The sequence below is a fragment of the Hydrogenophaga taeniospiralis CCUG 15921 genome, assembly GCF_001592305.1.
Classification (GTDB): Bacteria; Pseudomonadota; Gammaproteobacteria; order Burkholderiales; family Burkholderiaceae_C; genus Hydrogenophaga; species Hydrogenophaga taeniospiralis.
Genome location: NZ_BCWR01000016.1, coordinates 72,026 through 89,983 on the forward strand (window position 1 = coordinate 72,026; position 17,958 = coordinate 89,983).

The 17,958-nt window shown below is 67.1% G+C and carries 16 protein-coding genes; 4 read left to right on the forward strand and 12 right to left on the reverse strand.

All coding sequences use genetic code 11. From position 1 onward, the window contains the following. Window positions 1-95: 95 nt before the first annotated feature. On the reverse strand, window positions 96-1,892 hold the full coding sequence (locus HTA01S_RS18485; protein WP_068174221.1) for a DEAD/DEAH box helicase: 1,797 nt from the start codon (window positions 1,890-1,892) through the stop codon (window positions 96-98). Window positions 1,893-2,150: 258 nt separating this feature from the next. Here HTA01S_RS18485 and ettA point away from each other — a divergent pair, with 258 nt between their 5' ends. From ettA to HTA01S_RS18500, 3 genes are all read left to right on the forward strand, one after another. Further along, complete coding sequence (ettA, locus tag HTA01S_RS18490) at window positions 2,151-3,812, forward strand: energy-dependent translational throttle protein EttA (protein WP_068174222.1); 1,662 nt, start codon at window positions 2,151-2,153, stop codon at window positions 3,810-3,812. A gap of 120 nt (window positions 3,813-3,932) precedes the next feature. Beyond that, window positions 3,933-4,484: a DUF1415 domain-containing protein gene (locus tag HTA01S_RS18495; RefSeq protein WP_157572181.1), complete on the forward strand. Its 552-nt coding sequence runs from the start codon at window positions 3,933-3,935 to the stop codon at window positions 4,482-4,484. A gap of 110 nt (window positions 4,485-4,594) precedes the next feature. Then, complete coding sequence (locus HTA01S_RS18500; RefSeq protein WP_068174223.1) at window positions 4,595-6,694, forward strand: DUF1631 family protein; 2,100 nt, start codon at window positions 4,595-4,597, stop codon at window positions 6,692-6,694. Window positions 6,695-6,737: 43 nt separating this feature from the next. Here the strand turns inward: HTA01S_RS18500 and HTA01S_RS18505 are convergent, their stop codons facing one another. From HTA01S_RS18505 to HTA01S_RS18535, 7 genes are all read right to left on the reverse strand, one after another. After that, window positions 6,738-8,075 carry a TAXI family TRAP transporter solute-binding subunit gene (locus tag HTA01S_RS18505; protein ID WP_068174224.1) on the reverse strand — a complete coding sequence of 446 codons (1,338 nt, stop codon included), beginning with the start codon at window positions 8,073-8,075 and terminating at the stop codon, window positions 6,738-6,740. 105 nt (window positions 8,076-8,180) lie between these two features. Beyond that, a complete protein-coding gene (locus HTA01S_RS18510; protein WP_068174225.1) occupies window positions 8,181-9,767 on the reverse strand; it encodes a methyl-accepting chemotaxis protein in 1,587 nt (528 codons plus the stop codon). A gap of 170 nt (window positions 9,768-9,937) precedes the next feature. Then, window positions 9,938-10,297, reverse strand: coding sequence for a copper-binding protein (locus HTA01S_RS18515; protein WP_084236258.1), 360 nt, complete (start codon window positions 10,295-10,297; stop codon window positions 9,938-9,940). Window positions 10,298-10,323: 26 nt separating this feature from the next. Continuing rightward, window positions 10,324-10,800 carry a DUF411 domain-containing protein gene (locus HTA01S_RS18520; RefSeq protein WP_068174226.1) on the reverse strand — a complete coding sequence of 159 codons (477 nt, stop codon included), beginning with the start codon at window positions 10,798-10,800 and terminating at the stop codon, window positions 10,324-10,326. 160 nt (window positions 10,801-10,960) lie between these two features. Next, window positions 10,961-11,341 (reverse strand): hypothetical protein, encoded by a 381-nt coding sequence (locus HTA01S_RS18525; RefSeq protein WP_068174227.1) that lies wholly within the window; start codon window positions 11,339-11,341, stop codon window positions 10,961-10,963. An 81-nt stretch (window positions 11,342-11,422) separates the two neighbouring features. Further along, a complete protein-coding gene (locus tag HTA01S_RS18530) occupies window positions 11,423-12,202 on the reverse strand; it encodes a DUF1223 domain-containing protein (RefSeq protein ID WP_084236261.1) in 780 nt (259 codons plus the stop codon). A gap of 108 nt (window positions 12,203-12,310) precedes the next feature. Further along, entirely contained in the window at window positions 12,311-12,967 is a 657-nt protein-coding gene (locus HTA01S_RS18535) for a cation transporter (RefSeq protein WP_068174229.1), read from the reverse strand. An 86-nt stretch (window positions 12,968-13,053) separates the two neighbouring features. On the opposite strand from HTA01S_RS18535, the gene HTA01S_RS18540 reads away from it, so the two are divergent. Beyond that, a complete protein-coding gene (locus HTA01S_RS18540) occupies window positions 13,054-13,524 on the forward strand; it encodes a Cd(II)/Pb(II)-responsive transcriptional regulator (RefSeq protein ID WP_068174230.1) in 471 nt (156 codons plus the stop codon). Window positions 13,525-13,592: 68 nt separating this feature from the next. On the opposite strand, the gene HTA01S_RS18545 is transcribed toward HTA01S_RS18540, so the two are convergent. From HTA01S_RS18545 to HTA01S_RS18560, 4 genes are all read right to left on the reverse strand, one after another. Then, on the reverse strand, window positions 13,593-14,348 hold the full coding sequence (locus HTA01S_RS18545; RefSeq protein WP_068174231.1) for an amino acid ABC transporter ATP-binding protein: 756 nt from the start codon (window positions 14,346-14,348) through the stop codon (window positions 13,593-13,595). Window positions 14,349-14,496: 148 nt separating this feature from the next. Continuing rightward, window positions 14,497-15,600, reverse strand: coding sequence for an amino acid ABC transporter permease (locus tag HTA01S_RS18550; RefSeq protein ID WP_174545206.1), 1,104 nt, complete (start codon window positions 15,598-15,600; stop codon window positions 14,497-14,499). 2 nt (window positions 15,601-15,602) lie between these two features. After that, a complete protein-coding gene (locus HTA01S_RS18555; RefSeq protein WP_245638137.1) occupies window positions 15,603-16,802 on the reverse strand; it encodes an amino acid ABC transporter permease in 1,200 nt (399 codons plus the stop codon). Window positions 16,803-16,912: 110 nt separating this feature from the next. Then, window positions 16,913-17,941 carry an amino acid ABC transporter substrate-binding protein gene (locus HTA01S_RS18560; protein ID WP_068174233.1) on the reverse strand — a complete coding sequence of 343 codons (1,029 nt, stop codon included), beginning with the start codon at window positions 17,939-17,941 and terminating at the stop codon, window positions 16,913-16,915. Between the last annotated feature and the right edge of the window lie 17 nt (window positions 17,942-17,958).

Genomic DNA, 17,958 nt, shown 5'->3' on the forward strand with positions numbered 1-17,958 from the left:
CCCCGTTGCCGGTGATGGCAGACGGGGCGACAGGGATGGGCGGGACGGGAGGCGTGCGGTCGGGTTCCATGACCGCACTGTAGTGTAGAGAGGCTTTACCGAATGCGGCCGAAGTTGGTGCGCAGCGGGTCGGCCGGGCCTCCACGCGGCGCGTCGCTGTTGCGGCCCGGGCCGCCACGGCCCTGGCCGGAGCGGTTGCCGCGGTTGCCGGTGCGCATCGAGTCGATGCTGGTGCGCAGCGGGTCGGGCTGGCCACCCGGGGCGGCGGTGCGTGGGCGCGGTTCGCGGATGCGCAGGCTGCCCAGGTGGGCGTTGGGTCCGGGCTGGCGCTCGGCACCCCCTTCACCACGCGCCGGGCCGCGGTCGCCGCGCTCGGGGCGGTCGCCCCGGTCCATGCGGTCGCCCTGGGCCTGGCGCGGCGGGCGTTGGCCCTGTGCGCCGTTGCGGTTGCCGCCGTTGCGCGGCTGGCCATTGCCATTGCCGTTGGGGCGCTGGCCTCCCTGGGCGCGGCGGCCTTCGCCGCGCGGGCCGTCGGCCTGGCCGCCGTCACCGGCCGGGCGCGGGCGTTGGCCACCGCCGTTGCCGCGGCCACCCTGTGGCGCATCGGCTTTCTTCTCGCGCACGCGCTGCAGCATCTCGGTGCGCGCGGCCTTGGCGGCGGCGGCCATCACGTCGCGGCTCGGCGGCTTGCCGGCGCCGCCCCAGATGGTCTGGCGGCCCATGGCGATGGGTTCGGCTTTCTCTCCGGGCTCGGGCATGAACTCCTGGAAGATCTGCACCGGAATCTGCTGTTTGGTGAAGCGCTCGATGTCCATCATGAAACCTTCTTCGTCCAGGCTCACGAGGTTGATGGCTTCGCCGCTGTTGCCCGCGCGGCCGGTGCGGCCGATGCGGTGCACGTAGTCTTCGCTGACGTTGGGGATCTCGTAGTTCACCACGTGCGGCAGCTCGTCGATGTCGATGCCGCGCGCGGCGATGTCGGTGGCCACCAGGGCACGGATCTCGCCACTCTTGAAACCGGCCAGCGCCTGGGTGCGGGCACCCTGGCTCTTGTTGCCGTGCAGCGCCATGGCATGGATGCCGTTCTTCGTCAGGTACTCGGCGACGTTGTTGGCGCCGAATTTGGTGCGGGTGAACACCAGCACCTGGCTCCAGTTGTGCTGATTGATGATGTGGACCAGCAGGGCTTTTTTCTTGCCGCGGCCCACCGGGTGGATGACCTGGCTGATGCGCTGCACCGTGGTGTTGCGCGGGGTCACCTGGATGTGCAGCGGATCTTTCAGCAGCGCGCTGGCGAGGTCGCGGATTTCATCACTGAAGGTGGCTGAAAACAGCAGACTCTGCTTTTCTTTTGGCACCAGGGCCAGGATCTTCTTCACGTCGTGGATGAAGCCCATGTCGAGCATGCGGTCGGCTTCGTCCAGCACCAGCATCTGCACGCCGGAGAGGTCCAGGAAACCCTGTTGCTGCAGATCGAGCAGGCGCCCGGGGGTGGCCACCAGGATGTCCACGCCCTTTTTCATGGCGTTGATCTGCGGGTTCATGCCCACGCCGCCGAACACGACGGTGGAGGTCAGCGAGAGGTGTTTGCCATAGGTGCGCACCGACTCTTCGACCTGGGCGGCCAGCTCGCGGGTGGGCGTGAGCACCAGGGCGCGAATCGCCACGCCGCCGAAACGGTTCTTGGCGCGTTCGCCCTGGCTCAGCAGGTGCAGCAGGGGCAGGGTGAAGGCGGCGGTCTTGCCGGTGCCGGTCTGGGCACCACCGAGCAGATCGCGCCCGGCCAGCACGGCGGGAATCGCCTCGGCCTGGATGGGGGTGGGGGTTTCGTAACCGTGCTCGCGCACAGCTTGCACGATGGCCGGGGCCAGATTCAGTTCTTCGAAGTTCATTGCTTGGTGAGGCGCCCGTCCAGGGCGCTGGGGGCATCGGCCACTCCGGTTGCTGTCCTCTGTGTAGGAGGGCGGCGGCCGGTCAGTCTGGGGCTGATGGATTCACAAGGTGGGTGGCGGCCAGTGGCTGGTGCACACCCCCAGCATTGTGCTGGTGCCGGGCCTACTGAAGTGCCCAACAGCCCGTATTGTCGCATGCTGGGATAATCATGGGTTGCGCGGCCTTTCGGCCGCAGATCACTCGGACAGACATACGCCATGGCTCAATACGTTTTCTCCATGAACCGGGTCGGCAAAATCGTGCCGCCCAAGCGCCAGATCCTCAAGGACATCTCGCTCTCTTTCTTCCCCGGCGCCAAGATCGGGGTGCTCGGCACCAACGGCTCGGGCAAGTCCACGCTGCTCAAGATCATGGCCGGCCTCGACAAGGAAATCGAGGGCGAAGCCATCCCGATGCCGGGCATCCGCATCGGCTACCTGCCACAGGAACCCCAGCTCGACCCCGAGCAGAACGTGCGCGAGGCGGTCGAGGCCAGCATGAGCGGCGTGCGCGCCGCCCAGAAGCGGCTCGAAGAGGTGTACGCGGCCTACGCCGAAGAAGACGCCGACTTTGACGCCCTGGCGGCCGAACAGGCCCAGCTCGAAGCCATCATCGCCACCTCGGGCACCGACAGCGAACACCAGCTCGAGATCGCCGCCGACGCGCTGCGCCTGCCGCCCTGGGACGCCAAGATCGGTCTGCTCTCCGGCGGTGAAAAGCGCCGTGTGGCCCTGTGCTGCATGCTGCTGTCCAAGCCCGACATGCTGCTGCTTGACGAACCCACCAACCACCTGGACGCCGAATCGGTCGAGTGGCTGGAGCAGTTCCTCAAGCGCTTCTCGGGCACGGTGGTCGCCATCACCCACGACCGCTACTTCCTGGACAACGCGGCCGAGTGGATTCTCGAACTCGACCGCGGCCACGGCATCCCCTACAAGGGCAACTACTCCACCTGGCTGGAGCAGAAGGAAGCCCGTCTGGAGCAGGAGCAGCGCACCGAAGACGCGCGCACCAAGGCCATGAAGAAGGAGCTGGAGTGGGTGCGCCAGAACCCCAAGGGCCGCCAGGCCAAGAGCAAGGCGCGTCTGGCCCGCTTCGAGGAGTTGAGCGACGTCGAGTATCAGAAGCGCAACGAGACCAACGAGATCTTCATTCCCGTGGCCGAGCGCCTGGGCAACGAAGTCATTGAGTTCAAGAACGTCTCCAAGAGCTTCGGTGACCGCCTGCTGATCGACAACCTGAGCTTCCAGATTCCGGCCGGCGCCATCGTCGGCATCATCGGCCCCAACGGCGCGGGCAAGTCCACGCTGTTCAAGCTGATCTCGGGTAAAGAACAGCCCGACAGCGGCGAAGTCAAGATCGGCCAGACCGTCAAGATGGCGGTGGTGGACCAGAGCCGTGACGACCTGTCCAACGAAAAGACCGTCTGGGAAGACATCTCGGGCGGTCTGGACATGATCACCGTGGGCAAGTTCCAGATGCCCAGCCGCGCGTATTGCGGGCGCTTCAACTTCTCGGGTGGCGACCAGCAAAAGCGCGTGGGCACGCTCTCGGGCGGTGAACGCGGTCGCCTGCACCTGGCCAAGACCCTGGCCGAAGGTGGCAACGTGCTGCTGCTGGACGAGCCCTCGAACGACCTGGACGTGGAGACCCTGCGTGCGCTGGAAGACGCGTTGCTGGAATTCGCCGGCTGCGCGCTGGTGATCAGCCACGATCGCTGGTTCCTCGACCGCATCGCGACCCACATCCTGGCGGCCGAAGGCGACAGCCAGTGGGTGTTCTTCAACGGCAACTACCAGGAATACGAAGCCGACAAGAAGAAGCGCCTGGGCGAAGAGGGTGCGCGGCCGCATCGGTTCCGCTACAAGGCGTTGAAGTAAGACGCCCCCCGCGCCGCGCCTTGCGGCGCGTCACCCCCCGCTGGGGGGCAACGCCTGCGGCCTGGCAAAGCCAGTTCCGCGGCGTTCCCGGTTAACTTCCCTTTTTCTCCAATTGCTCTCATGGACATTGCCGACGCCACCGTTCTTGCCGACACCCGCCACTGGATTGAGAAGGCTGTGATCGGACTGAACCTGTGTCCGTTCGCGCGGTCGGTCTATGTGAAGAACCAGGTGCGCATCGTGGTGAGCCGGGCGCGGCATCTGGATGCGTTTCTAGACGAGCTGGACCGTGAACTGGACCTGCTGGTGAACACGCCGGCGGAAGAGGTCGATACCACGCTGCTGGTGCACCCCACGCTGTTCCCGGACTTTGAGGTCTTCAACGACTTCATGGGCGTGGTGGACGACGTGGTGGCCGAGCACGAGCTTGAAGGCGTGATCCAGGTCGCGAATTTCCACCCCCAGTTCCAGTTCGAGGGAGTGGCGCCCGACGACATCAGCAACGCGACCAACCGCGCGCCGTATCCCACGCTGCACCTGCTGCGCGAGGACAGCGTGGCGCGAGCGGTGGCTTCCGATGGCGGGGACGCCGACGCGATCGTCGAACGCAACATCCAGACCCTGCGAGCGCTGGGCGCCTCGGGATGGCAGGCGCTGCTGGCAAAGCCCTGAACTGGCGGGTTTGGGGGCGCACCTCCGGGTTTCGCGCTCCGGCCCGGGTGGTCATAATGCAAGGCATGCCAACCCTCACTCCTCATCGGAGATGAAAGGTACCCGGTCGCATGGACAGCAGCCCGAACGAGTCCTTTGACGCCTGCCTGAAAGAAGCCCTCGTGCAGACGCGCGAGTGGATCCCCCGCTGGCTGACCCGATTGCACGAAACATTGCAGCAACGCGAAAGCGCTGCTGGCCATCTGCATGAAAAGCAGGCCCTGGGTCAGGCCCGGACCACGCTGGAGAGCCACCGCGAGGTGATCGCGGCACGCTTCCTGGAAGCCTTCGCCGAATCGGTGGAAGGCGCTTTGCCATCGACCGCCAGCAAGGTCCGCAGCCTGAAGTCGCTGAGCTTCGACGAGCTGGAGCTCATGGGCGATGAGCAGGTGCAGGAGACGGTGGAGCTCGCCCGCGTGCAGCAGGTGATCAAGATGTCGGCCGACGAGGAACTGGTCGCACTCAACGCGCGCATGAGCCGCGCCCGTGGCCTGCAGCGGGTGCGCATCGAGGCCAACCCGCTGCGCTCGGAGGTGGTGGTGACGGCCCTGATGCGTGCGCTCAACGGTTTGCATGTGGACCCGGCGGTGCGTTCGCGCTGGTTGCAGACCGGCGCCGTGGCCCTCGGTGAGGAGTTGCAGGGCATGTACGCGCGCCTGAGCGCGCTGCTCGACAGCTGGGGCGTCGTGCCCGCGGGCTACACCGTGATCCAGACGCCCCAGGGCCGGGCACCGGCTGCGGCGGGCACCGAGGGTGGTGTTCGCGGCGAATCGGTTTCGACGGAAGCGGTGCGCGGCCCCGAGGCGCTGCTCACCCTGGACCACCTGCACCAGTTGCTGGTGGGCAATCTCGACCAGGCGGGCAACAGCCCCAGCGACCAGGGCGCCTCAGGCTCGGGCAACGCCATGGTGCGCACCCTGGCGGCCGAGGTGGTCACGCTGATGCTTCGGCGCCTGACCACCGATGAACGGCTGCTGGCCCCCTTGCGCGACATGCTGCAGGGCCTGAAGCCGGCGCTTTTGCAGCTCGCGCGCAGCGACCCCCGTTTTTTTGCCGACCGGCACAACCCCGCGCGCCGCCTGCTCGACGCTATCGCCGAGCGCGGCCTGGCGTTCACCAGCGAACACGACTCGGGATATGCCGCATTCGCCTCGCAGGTGCGCGACGTCGTGGGCGCCCTGCAGGCCCCGGGCGCCGATCTGCCGGACCGTTTTCCCGCCTTGCTGGAGCGGCTGACGCGTTCGCAGGCCGAGGCGATGCCGCCCAGGCAGGCGCAGGCCCGCGGGCTGGCCGTGCAGACCCTGATGCGTGTGGAACAGCGCAACCTGCTGGCCGAGCGGGTGGCGGCCGAGTTCCGCGCGCGCAACGATTTCGAGCGTGCGCCCGGTGTGGTGCGGCGTTTCCTGACCGGTCCCTGGTCGCAGGTGGTGGCGCAGGCCCGCATGGACGCGGCCGAAAAGCCACCGACGCCCGCCTCCCTGGCGTCGGCCCAGGCGCCTGCGGTGCGCTACACCGAGATCCTGCCCGACCTGCTGTGGTCTTCCCAACTGGCGCAGGCCAGCCGCAACCGGCCACGCCTGATCAAGGTCATCCCCGGTCTGCTGCGCACCTTGCGCGAGGGGCTGGACGCCATCGACTACCCGCGCGCCCAGACCGAGGCGTTTTTCGCGGCCCTGATGGGGCTGCACGAGGCCGCGTACAAGACCCAGCGCAACGAGCCCGTCGAGGACACGCCACCGAGCGTGCAGTTCGAGCCGGACGGCGACGATCTCTGGATGCACCCGGGTGAAGCGCGCGATACCGGCTTCATGGAAGACGCGCTGGTGGACACGCAGCCGGCCTTTGTGGACACCGAGATCCTGCCGCGCGACTGGGCCGATCTCAAAGAGGAAATGGCCGATGAGCAGGTGCAGGTCCTGCCCGTGGGCGCCTGGGTGGATGTGTGGCATGAGGGCCGTGCGCTGCGTTGCCAGGTGACCTGGGCCAGCCCGCACGGGACCATGTTCCTGTTCACCGGGGCGGACGGGCGCTCCCTGTCCATGACGAAGCGGGGCGTGGAGCGCCTGCTGGCCCAGGACCGGCTGCGCGTGGTGGCCGACCATGGCATGGTCGACGACGCGCTGGACGCCGTGGCGCGCCAGGCCTGGATCAACAGCGCCCGGCAGCAGTAGGCGTTGTGCCTGCGGTGCGGGTTGTGGGTGTCGCTCGCGTTGCTCAGGCTTTGCGCAACAGCTTCTTGCGCACCAGGTGGATGTTGTTGCGCAGGGCGTAGAGCTCGTCGGTGTGCGACAGGGGCACCACGATTTTTTCCACTTTCAGTTCCATCGCGTCGAGCTGGTCGAGCAGTTCCTGTACCGGCGTGCCGCCTGGGTCGGCGGAGCCTTCGCTGCGCTGCTCGATGTCGCGCAGCTCGGCATACCAGCGGAACACCCGTGAGCGGATGCGGAAGGTGTAGAGCGGCGGCACGATGCGCGAGAGCGGCAGCGCCAGCGCGATGATCAGGCCCATGGCCAGCCACATGCGCTCGACCAGGTTGGCCAGCCAGAACGGCAGGTAGCGTTGCAGGAAGGGTGGGCCGTTGCGGATGGCGCGTACCGCCTCGGGCGACAGCGGCACCTCGCTGTGCTCCAGGCTGGGGTATTCGCGGGCCCGGCTGAACCAGCCAGCGCCCCCGTGCAAACCGGTGGCGGTCTGGGCGAACAGCTGCAGGATGGCCGGGTGGGTCTTGCTGCCGGCCAGCAGGCTGGTGGTGGAGGCCACGAGCCGCATGTCGTGCGTGGGGATGTTCTTGGAGAGATCGACCACCCCTTGCGGCATCACCACCGGGGTGAGGTACCCGAAGCGGCGCGAATAGGCCTCGCTCTGCGCGAAGTCCAGCAGCTTGATGCCCGGCGACTGCAGCAGCATCTGCACCATGAGCGACTCGGGGGCCGAGGCGAACACCACCGCGTCCAGCTGGCCGTCCAGGAAGGCGACGGTGGCCGGGGTCTGTTCCAGTTCGCTGAGGTGGAGCTGGTCGCGCTCCACCCGGTTGACGTCGAGCAGGGTGGAGAACAGGCGCGGCACGCCGCTGCCCGGTGTGCCCACGTTGACGCGCCAGCCCTGCAGTTCGGTCAGGGTGGTGATGGTGTCCGTCTGGTTCAGGCGCTGCGCCGAGTCTTCCCGGTAGAACAGCCACAGCGGTTCGACGAACAGGCTGCCCAGCGAAGAGATCGACTCCTCGTCGTCGTAACCGATGTCGGCGCTGCCGCCTTGCACGAACCCCAGGTCGGCGCGGCCGGTGCGCAGCAGTTCGAGGTTGGCCGACGAGCCTTCGGAGGGCAGCAGTTCCACGGTGATGCCGTATCGCGCCAGCGCATCGGCGTAGCGTTTGCCGAACTCGTCGTAGGCGCTTTGCGCCGGGCCGGTGGCCAGCACCACGCGCTTGGGCGGGTTGGGGTCGAGCCACCAGTAGGTGAGCGCGAGCAGGGCGATGGTCAACAGCGCGAACGGGCCAAAGGACACCGCCAGATCGCGCAGCGACAGCAGGGTGTAGCGGATGTTGTGGGGCATTGCGCTACCTTAGCACGCAGCCGCGGCGTCCCGGTGGCGCTCGACGCGCCACGGGGGTGCTCCGACGGCATCCCGACGCGACCCGGGAGGACCGAGAACAGGTGCTCAGGCGTGGCTGGGTGCGGGCTGTTTGCTCAAGCGGAAGATCTGCACCGCGTCGTGCATCACCTGGGCCTGGCTCTGCAGCGAACTGGCCGCCGCGGCCAGTTCTTCAACCATGGCCGAGTTCTGCTGCGTCACGGTGTCGAGCTGCACCACCGCCTGGTTGATCTGCGACAGCCCCAGGGACTGCTCGCGCGTGGCGCCCGTGATCTCGCCGATCAGGGTGTTGACCTGCTGCACCGCGCTGACGATGTTGCCCATGGTCTTGCCGGCGTTGTGCACCAGCTGGCTGCCCTGCGAGACCTGGCTGGCCGAGGTGTCGATCAGCAGCTTGATTTCCTTGGCGGCGCCCAACGTGCGCTGCGCCAGGCTGCGCACCTCGGCGGCCACGACCGCGAAGCCGCGGCCCTGCTCACCGGCCCGCGCCGCCTCCACGGCGGCGTTGAGCGCGAGGATGTTGGTCTGGAACGAAATGCTGTCGATCACCTGGATGATTTCGCCGATGCGGCTGGACGAGCGGCTGATATCGTCCATGGTGGTGACCACCGCGCCCATGGCCTCGTTGCCTTCGCGTGCGACCTGCGTCGCCTGGCCGGCCAGCACGCCCGCTTCGCGCGCCGAACTGGCACTCTGCGCCACCGTATTGGTCAGCTGCTCCATCGAAGCCGCCGTTTCTTCCAGGCTGCTGGCCTGCGATTCGGTGCGCGCCGAGAGGTCGTGGTTGCCGCTGGCGATCTCGCCGGACGCGACCTGCACACCTTCCACTTCGTGGCGCACGTCGGTGACCACGGCCTGCAGGTTGACGTTGAGCTGGTTCAGCGCGCGCGCCAAGTCGCCCAGTTCACCGGTCAGCTGTCCCTGGAAACGCGCCGAGAGGTCGCCAGCGGCCATCTGGTTGGCGAAACGCACGGCGTCTTCCACGGGCCGCACCATCAGGCGGCGCATGAAGGCCGAGGCCATGATCGCGAGCGCGGCGGTGGCGCCAAACGCCGCGTAGTGCACGGCCTGGGGCATGCCTTCGGTGGCGCTTTCGAGCATCTGCACCAGAAACGCCAACGCGAGGGTGATGGCTCCCATACGGCGGCCCAGGGTCGGGCGGGTCCAGTGCTGCAATGCGCCGCGCCAACCGGTGCTCACCACCCGGGCGCGGTGCAGCGCGATGCGTGGCCGGCCGCTTTCGGCTTCCGAGCGCATGCGCTGGTACAGCGCTTCGGCTTCTTCCACCTGCTGGCGTGTCGGTTTGGTGCGCACCGACATGTAGCCCACGGGCTGACCGTTTTCAACGATCGGTGTGGCGTTCGCCAGTACCCAGTAGTGGTCGCCGTTCTTGCGCCGGTTCTTCACCATGGCCGACCAGGGCGACCCGCTCTGCAGCGTGGCCCACATGTCGCGGAAGGCCTCGGCGGGCATGTCGGGGTGGCGCACGATGTTGTGTGGCTGGCCGAGCAGTTCCTCGCGGCTGTAGCCGCTGACCGCCACGAAATTCGGATTGCAGTAGGTGATGTGGCTCTGCAGATCGGTGGTGGAGACGAGCGTGACCCCGTCCGGAATGACGAACTCCTGGTGCGTGACGGGCAAATTGGTGCGCATGTGAACACCTCGAAAGGTTGTGTGAAATGGACGGCATCCCTGATGTGCGGATGCCGATCTACCCAACCCAGTATCGGATGTCGGCGCCGGCGCAAAACCCCGAATACGCCCGTTTTGATCGGCTATCTATCGGTATCCACTGTTAAGTTTTCTTAAGGTTCGCGCGGCCTTCATTCGCTGCGTTGCAGTTCCATCACCCGGTAGCTGCCCGACTGCTTGTCGATGGTGACGCGCACACGGTCGCCCGGTTTGAGCGGCTCCAGCAGGGCCGGGTCGCGCACTGTGAACACCATGGTCATGGGCGGCATCTCCAGGTTGGGGATCTCGCCGTGTTTCAGCGTGATCTTGCCCGCGCGGGCATCCACGCGACGCACCTCGGCCGCGACCCAGGGCAGGCCGCTCGCGGCGGGGGCGGCGGCTGTGGTGGCGGGTGCCGCTGGGGCTGGAGGCGACGGGTTCTGCGCCAGAGCAGGCGCGGCGTGGCCCAGCAGGGCGAGGGTGGTGGCGGTGAGTGCCAGGAGTTTCTTCATGGGGTTCTCCGGGAGGCAGGTGGTCTTCAACCGCGGAAATAGGACTGGTAGACCTGGCCGCTGCCGTCGGGCAGCACCAGCACCACGTCGTAGGGGTCTTTGCGGCCGCCGTACACGGCACCGTCCATGCCCGGGCTGCCCACCGGCATGCCCGGCACCGACAGCCCGATGGCCTTGGGCTTTTCCGCCAGCAGGCGGCGGATTTCACGAGCGTTCACATGGCCTTCGACCACGTAGCCACCGATGAGCGCCGTGTGGCACGAGGCGTATTTGTCGGGCAGACCCAGGCGCTTGCGCACCGCGGTGTTGCCGGTCTCGAAGAGTTGGACCTGGAAGCCGTCGCGCTGCAGGTAGCTGACCCAGTCTTTGCAGCAGCCGCAGCTCGGGTCTTTCCAGACCTGCAGCACTGGCAGGTCTTTGGCGGCGGGTGGGGCGGCCCAGGCGGGCAGGGCGGTGGCCAGCAGGGCGGGGCCGGTGGCGAGGAGAAGGGAACGTCTTTGCATGGTGACTCCGGAAATGGAAGAAGGGACAGGGCGGGCTGTGGGTTGCGCGCGAACGGTGCCGCGCATGTCCGCGTCGAAAGGCTCGGGGAGGCCGCACGCGGTGCGGACAACGGCGGCTGGCGCCGTCGGGTGGCGGCAAGCGCACCCAGGGCGTGTGAACTCAGGCAATGGGCGGCTTGTGGCCCGGCTGCGGCTCGGAACTCGCGAACCACACGGTGTGCGGCGCGGGCCGCGGGTGGGCCTGCCGTGCGGGCACGCCGCGCGGGGCCGGCAGGCTCATCGCCGCGCCGTTGCAGACGTCGCAGGCGCTGTGCGCCTGTGCACCGTCGTCCTGTGCCGGCGTGGTGGCTGCGTCTTGCAGCGCCATGTTGTGCGAGGCGGCTGCCTGCGGCGCCGTTGCCAGATCCGGTGGAGCCACCTGCTCGGCACAGCCGGCGTGCGCAACGCCTGGTGCCGTGAGCATGGAAACCGCCATGGCGTCGCCCACCCAGCCACGCAGGGGCAGCAGGGCGATCAGGAAGGCGATGAGGAGGTGGCGCATGCGCAGGAATGATACGGCTGGCTGGAGGGAAGTTCCATGCGCGAGATCAAATGCCGGGATCCACGGGTGGGGGGGCAGGGCTCATGAGCAGCGCAGCACCAGTGCCTGCACGGGGCGGTTGCCGCCGCTGTCGGTGACCACGAAGGCCACACGCAGACCGCTGGCGGCCGCCGGCAGGTCCAGCTGCACGCTGTGCGCCTGTGCGGCCGACCAGGCCGGCACCGGCCGGTACAGGCCCACCACGTGGTCGTGTTTCAGGTGTTCGCCCGCGTTTTCGCCGCGCGTGACCCGGCTGCTCAAACCGTCCCGCAGCACCGCCCAGTAGCCCGCGAGCTGGCCGCTGCTGGCGGCGATGTGGGCCGTGACCTGGTGGCCCTCGCGGCGCAGGCGCAGACCGGGAGCCTGCGCCGCTGGCAGGCGGGGTAACTGCTGGGCGGTCTGCCCGGGCCAGTTCCGGTGGTCCTGGCCGTTGAGCACCACCTGGGGCGTGTAGACGTATCGGCCCCCGAGCGCCGCCTTGATCTGGTGCTGCCTGGCCGTGGTCTGCGGTGTGGCGAAACGGTCCAGCCAGCCGAGGTGGTCCCAGTAGCTCACATGAAAGGCCAGCGCGACCACGCCGTCCTGCTCTTTCAGGCCGGAGAGCCAGCGGTCGGCCGGCGGGCAGGAGCTGCAGCCTTCGGAGGTGTAGAGCTCCACCACGGCGGGCGGTTGCGGGCCGGTGCTGGCCTCGCAGGTCTGGGCGCTCGCGCTGTGCGAGACGGCGGCGCTGGCCAGCAGCGCCAACCACAGCCTTGGCCGCCGCAGCGCGGTGGGGCAGCCCGGTGGGGTGCCTGGGGTCGGATGGTGGCGGGTGCGGGGCATGGTGGTCTCCTGGGGGGACGGAGGCCGTTGGTCGTTCGGGGGCCGACGTTCTTTCAGCAGGTCCGGCCGGGGCCGACGGACGGTTGCCGCCCTGCCCGGCTGCGCGGGTCAGTGCACGTGGCCCTGGGCTCGGGCCGGCAGGCCGGCAAGTTCGCCCCGGGCCTGGCGCAGCACCGAGATGCCCGCGCTGATGGCCAGCGCCGCCATGACCGCGGCCACGCCAAGATCGGGCCAGGCCGAACCGGTGCCGAACACCCCCAGCGCCGCACCCATGACCGCGAGGTTGGACAGCGCGTCGTTGCGTGAACACAGCCACACGCTGCGCATGTTGGCGTCGCCACTGCGGAAGCGGTAGAGCAACACCGCCACCCCTGCGTTGACCAGCAGCGCGACGAAGCCGACCACGCCCATGGTCAGGGGCTCGGGCACACTGCCGGCGTGCAGTGTCCAGCCGGCGCGCGCCAGCACGAACACACCATAGGTGAACATGGTGGCACCCTTGATCCAGGCCGCGCGGCTGCGCCACACCATTGCCATGCCGAACACGGCGAGCGACAGCCCGTAGTTGGCGGCGTCGCCGGCGAAGTCCACCGCGTCGGCCAGTAGCGAGACCGAGCCGGCCTGCAGGCCTGCCACCAGCTCGACGCCGAACATCGCGGCGTTCAGGATCAGGGCGATCCACAGCGCACGGCGCCAGCGCGGGTCGAGCAGGGTGGGGTTTGTGGACGCTTCGGAGGAGCAGCCGGTGGAGCAGGAACAGGCCATGGTGGAGGGTTTTCGTGGAGGGCGGTGCGCCGGTGGGCGGGAGGTCTGCCATGATTGGAAACCTTGAAGCCACTTGAAGGTCAAGCATGACGGCAGCATCTTTGTCCACGACGCCACAGCACCGCATCGGCGAGGCCGCCCGGCAATCCGGCGTGAGCACGGCCAACATCCGCTACTACGAGCGCGAGGGCCTGCTGCAGGCCCAGACCCGCGCCGGCAACGACTACCGCCTGTACAGCGAGGCCGATATCCACCGCCTGCGCTTCGTGCGCCAGTGCCGGGCCATGGACATGTCACAGGACGAGGTGCGCACCCTGCTGGCGCTGGACCTGAACAACAAGACCGACTGCGCCACCGCCAGCACCGCACTCGATGAACACCTGGGCCATGTGCGGCAGCGGCTGCGCGAGCTGCGCGCGCTGGAGAAAGACCTGCTCGCCTTGCGCAACCGCTGCGATGGCTCCGACGACCACTGTCACATCATCGAAGCGCTCCACCAGCGGGCCGATGCGGCCATGCCCGAATCGCCGCCCGCCGGCCCGCGACGCCACGTCTGAGCGGAGTAGCGACCCGCGCAGCGGCGGAGCCCCGGGCTGTCACCAACGGTGACAGAACGCAAGGGGGCTCAATGCCCGAGGATCTTGGACAGAAAGTCCTTGCTGCGGTCGGTCTGCGGGTGGTTGAAGAACTCGGTCGGGGTGTTCTGCTCCACCACCTGGCCCTGGTCCATGAAGATCACGCGGTCGGCCACCGCCTTGGCGAAACCCATTTCGTGCGTCACGCACAACATGGTCATGCCCTGGTCGGCCAGGCCGATCATCACGTCCAGCACTTCCTTGATCATCTCCGGGTCGAGCGCCGAGGTGGGCTCATCGAACAGCATGATCTTGGGCGTGAGGCACAGCGCACGCGCAATCGCCACGCGTTGCTGCTGGCCGCCCGAGAGTTGCAGCGGGTACTTGTGGGCGTGTTCGGCGATGCGCACGCGCTCCAGCTGCACCATGGCCTTTTCGATCGCCACGTTGCGTGGCAGCTTGGCCACCCAGGTGGGCGAGAGGATCAGGTTTTCCAGCACGGTCAAGTGCGGGAACAGGTTGAACTGCTGGAACACCATGCCCACTTCGCGGCGCACCTTGTCGACACCCTTGAGGTCGTCGCCGACCAGGGTGCCGTCCACCGTGAGCTTGCCCTCCTGGTATTCCTCCAGCGCGTTGACGCAGCGGATCAGGGTGGACTTGCCCGAGCCCGAGGGGCCGCAGATCACGACCTTCTCGCCCTTGGCGAAACTGAGGTTGACGTCGCGCAGCACGTGGTAGCCATTGCTGGCGTACCACTTGTTGACGCCTTCGAAATGAATGATGGGGGCTTCTTGTTGGGTCATGAGAGGCTTTCGAAAAGAGACTCGACTTGTTCAATGTGTGATGGATGGCACGCGAGGGGTTTCCTCCCAGAGTCACCGCCGGGCTGGCTTTGCCAGACGGCTGGTGACGCCCCCCTTTCAGGGGGGAGACGCGAAGCGGCGCAGGGGGTCATCTCACTTTGCTGACGGCGGTGCGTTTTTCCACCCACAGGCTGTAGCGCGACATGGCAAAACAGAACACGAAATAGATCAACGCGATGAAGAAATAGGCTTCGAGCTTGAACGGGCGCCAGTCGGCGTCGGCGTTGAGCGCAAGCTCAACCGCGCCAGCCAATTCGTACAAGGACACGATGGTGACCAGCGAGGTGTCCTTGAACATGCCGATGAAGGTGTTCATGAGCGAAGGCACCACCATGGACAGCGCCTGCGGCAACACGATCTTGCGCTGGGCCTGCCAGTAGGTGAGGCCCAGCGTGGCCGCGGCCTCGGTCTGGCCCTTGGGCAGGGCCTGCAGGCCACCGCGCACCACCTCGGCCATGTAGGCCGCCGAGAACAGCGTGATCGCCACCAGCACGCGGATCAGCACGTCGATCTGCACGCCATCGGGCATGAACAGCGGCAGCATGAACGAGGCCATGAACAGCACCGTGATCAGCGGCACGCCGCGGATCAGCTCCACGTAGAGCGTGCACAGGGTCTTGATGGCGGGCATGTTGGAGCGCCGCCCCAGCGCCACGAAGATCGAGAGCGGAAACGCCATCGTCATCGACACCACGGTCAGCATCACGGTCAGCGGCAGCCCGCCCCACTGGTCGTTGTCGACACGGGTCAGACCGAGCACGCCGCCCCTCATGAGCACGAAATAGACCACCAGCATGGCCAGCCAGATGGGGCCGAGCCAGCGGTTCCAGAAACGCGGCATGCAGCTGATGCCCACCACGCCCAGCATGAGCGCGGTGGCGATCACCGGGCGCCAGTGTTCGGTATCCGGGTAACGGCCCATCACGATCAGGCGGCCTTTTTCGGCGATCACACCCCAGCAGGCACCGATGCCGCGCATGCTGTTGCAGGCCTCCAGATCGGCGCTGAAGACCGCATGGGCGATTCCTATGCCGGCAGCGCCGTAGATGGCCCACAGCGCCAGCGCCGCCACGATCAGGGTCTTGATGCTGTTGCTTGTGCTGGAGAACAGGTTGGTCTTGAGCCAGGCCAGGACGCCCGTGCTCAGGCCCGGCATCGGGCGTGCGTCAATCGGTTGGTAAATCTGTTGCATGGTTAGCGCTCCTGGATGGCCGCACTGGCGTTGAACCAGTTCATCAACGCCGATGTGACGAGCGAGAGCGTGAGGTAGACCAGCATCACGATCGAGAGGGCTTCGATGGCGCGGCCGGTCTGGTTGAGCGTGGTGTTGGCGATGGAGACCAAGTCCGGGTAACCGACGGCCACGGCGAGCGAGGAGTTCTTGGTCAGGTTCAGGTACTGGCTGGTCAGCGGCGGAATGATCACGCGCAGGGCCTGTGGCAACACCACCAGCCGCATCGCCTGGCGCTTGCCCAGGCCGAGCGAGGCGGCCGCCTCGTGCTGGCCCAGTGACACCGACGAGATGCCGGAACGCACGATCTCGGCGATGAACGACGCGGTGTAGAGCACCAGACCGATCAGCACCGCGAGGAACTCGGGGCTGAAGGCGGCCCCCTCTTCGATCTGGAAGGCGCCCTTGACCGGCAGATTCCAGCCGGTGGGGGCGCCGCCGGCCAGCCAGCCCAGAACCGCCAGACCGACGATCAGCGCCAGCGACACCAGCAGCACGGGTCTTTGCTGACCCGTGAGGTCAAAATGCTTCTGAGCCTTGCGGGCGTAGACGTAGGACCCCGCCACACCGAGCAGCAGGCCTATGAGGGCCAGCGTCTGCCCGAGCTGCCAGATCGGCCAGGGGAAGGAGAAACCGCCCTTGCTCAGGTAGACGTGGCCCACCTGCCAGGCGTTCTCGAAGCTGGGCAGGACCTCGGTGAAGACGATGTACCAGATCAGCAGTTGCAGGTAGATGGGGATGTTGCGGAAGAACTCCACGTAGCCGTAGCAGATCTTGCGCAGCAGGAAGTTGGGCGAGAAGCGGCCCACGCCGAGCAAGGTACCCAGGATCGTGGCCAGCACGATGCCGATCATGGCGACCTTGAGGGTGTTGAGCATGCCGATGGAGAACGCGGTCCAGTACGTGCTCGCCACGTCGTACGGGATCATGGCTTCACTGATGTCGAAACCAAAAGGCTGACCCATGAAGTCGTAACCGCTCTGGATGCCGCGCTCGCGCATGTTGCGCAGCGTGTTGCGCACCAGCAGCCAGACCAGGGCCACCACCGATGCGATGGCGACCACCTGGTAGATGACGCTGCGGCCTTCGCGGCTGTTCCAGGACATGGAGCGCTTCTTGCGGGCGGGCAGAGGCCGCGCTTCAATCATGGGGGAATGGGACATGGACGATGTTCCAAAAGTGTGGGCTGTAAAAAAACCGGCACAAGCCTTCTACGAACCAGGTTCGCAGAAGGCCTGTGCCAGCTCGGGGCCAGGTGCCGGTGAAGACCGGATCAGCGCAGCGGGGCCGCGTACATGAAACCGCCAGCGCTCCACAGGTTGTTCTTGCCGCGCGGCAGGTTGATCGGGGTCTTGGGACCGACGTTGCGCTCGAAGCTTTCACCGTAGTTGCCCACGGCCTTGATCGAGCGGGCCAGCCATTCCTTGTCCAGGCCCAGGTGCTTGCCCAGGTCTTCGGTGGAGCCCAGCATGCGGCCCACTTGCGGGTCGGTGCTCTTCTTCATCTCTTCCACGTTGGCCTGGGTGATGCCGTATTCCTCGGCTTCGACCAGACCATTGAGCACCCACTTGGTGATGGCGAAGAACTCGTCGTCACCGCGGCGGATCATCGGGCCCAGTGGCTCCTTGGAGATCAGGTCGGGCAGGATCACGTGGTCGGCCGGCACCTTGGCTTCCTTGGCACGGATCGAGGCCAGGCCCGAGGCGTCGGTGGTATAGGCCTGGCAGCGGCCAGCGAAGTAGGCGCCGGTGGAGGCTTCGAGTTTTTCAAACACGACGGCCTTGATGTTGAGCTTGTTGGCGCGCGAGAAGTCGGTCAGGTTCTTCTCGGTGGTGGTGCCGGACTGCACGCACACCGTGGCGCCCTTGAGCTGCTTGGCGCTGGTGATCTTGCCCTTGTTGACCAGGAAGCCCTGGCCGTCGTAGTAGTTCACGCCCACGAAGTGCAGACCCAGGGAGGCGTCGCGCGAGAGGGTGTTGGTGGTGTTGCGCGCCAGGATGTCCACTTCGCCCGACTGCAGGGCCGTGAAGCGCTGCTGGGCCGTCAGCGGAACCCACTTGACCTTGCTCGCATCGTTCAACACGGCGGCGGCCACGGCCTTGCAGTAGTCCACGTCCAGGCCCGTCCAGTTGCCGTTGCTGTCAGCGGCCGAGAACCCTGCCAGACCCACGTTCACGCCGCAGACCAGTTGGCCCCGGCTCTTGATGGCGTCCAGCGTCTTGCCGGCGTGCGCGGGCAGGCTCATCAGAGTGGCGGCAGCGCCCAGGGCGGCAGCGGTCAGTTTCAGGGAATTCAATTTCATTCGGGTCTCTCCATTGG

Excerpts from the sequence above, each read along its gene's own strand:
- HTA01S_RS18485 (WP_068174221.1), bottom strand. The coding sequence starts at position 1,892 with ATGAACTTCGAAGAACTGAATCTGGCCCCGGCCATCGTGCAAGCTGTG.
- ettA (WP_068174222.1), top strand. The coding sequence starts at position 2,151 with ATGGCTCAATACGTTTTCTCCATGAACCGGGTCGGCAAAATCGTGCCG.
- HTA01S_RS18495 (WP_157572181.1), top strand. The coding sequence starts at position 3,933 with ATGGACATTGCCGACGCCACCGTTCTTGCCGACACCCGCCACTGGATT.
- HTA01S_RS18500 (WP_068174223.1), top strand. The coding sequence starts at position 4,595 with ATGGACAGCAGCCCGAACGAGTCCTTTGACGCCTGCCTGAAAGAAGCC.
- HTA01S_RS18505 (WP_068174224.1), bottom strand. The coding sequence starts at position 8,075 with ATGCCCCACAACATCCGCTACACCCTGCTGTCGCTGCGCGATCTGGCG.
- HTA01S_RS18510 (WP_068174225.1), bottom strand. The coding sequence starts at position 9,767 with ATGCGCACCAATTTGCCCGTCACGCACCAGGAGTTCGTCATTCCGGAC.
- HTA01S_RS18515 (WP_084236258.1), bottom strand. The coding sequence starts at position 10,297 with ATGAAGAAACTCCTGGCACTCACCGCCACCACCCTCGCCCTGCTGGGC.
- HTA01S_RS18520 (WP_068174226.1), bottom strand. The coding sequence starts at position 10,800 with ATGCAAAGACGTTCCCTTCTCCTCGCCACCGGCCCCGCCCTGCTGGCC.
- HTA01S_RS18525 (WP_068174227.1), bottom strand. The coding sequence starts at position 11,341 with ATGCGCCACCTCCTCATCGCCTTCCTGATCGCCCTGCTGCCCCTGCGT.
- HTA01S_RS18530 (WP_084236261.1), bottom strand. The coding sequence starts at position 12,202 with ATGCCCCGCACCCGCCACCATCCGACCCCAGGCACCCCACCGGGCTGC.
- HTA01S_RS18535 (WP_068174229.1), bottom strand. The coding sequence starts at position 12,967 with ATGGCCTGTTCCTGCTCCACCGGCTGCTCCTCCGAAGCGTCCACAAAC.
- HTA01S_RS18540 (WP_068174230.1), top strand. The coding sequence starts at position 13,054 with ATGACGGCAGCATCTTTGTCCACGACGCCACAGCACCGCATCGGCGAG.
- HTA01S_RS18545 (WP_068174231.1), bottom strand. The coding sequence starts at position 14,348 with ATGACCCAACAAGAAGCCCCCATCATTCATTTCGAAGGCGTCAACAAG.
- HTA01S_RS18550 (WP_174545206.1), bottom strand. The coding sequence starts at position 15,600 with ATGCAACAGATTTACCAACCGATTGACGCACGCCCGATGCCGGGCCTG.
- HTA01S_RS18555 (WP_245638137.1), bottom strand. The coding sequence starts at position 16,802 with ATGTCCCATTCCCCCATGATTGAAGCGCGGCCTCTGCCCGCCCGCAAG.
- HTA01S_RS18560 (WP_068174233.1), bottom strand. The coding sequence starts at position 17,941 with ATGAAATTGAATTCCCTGAAACTGACCGCTGCCGCCCTGGGCGCTGCC.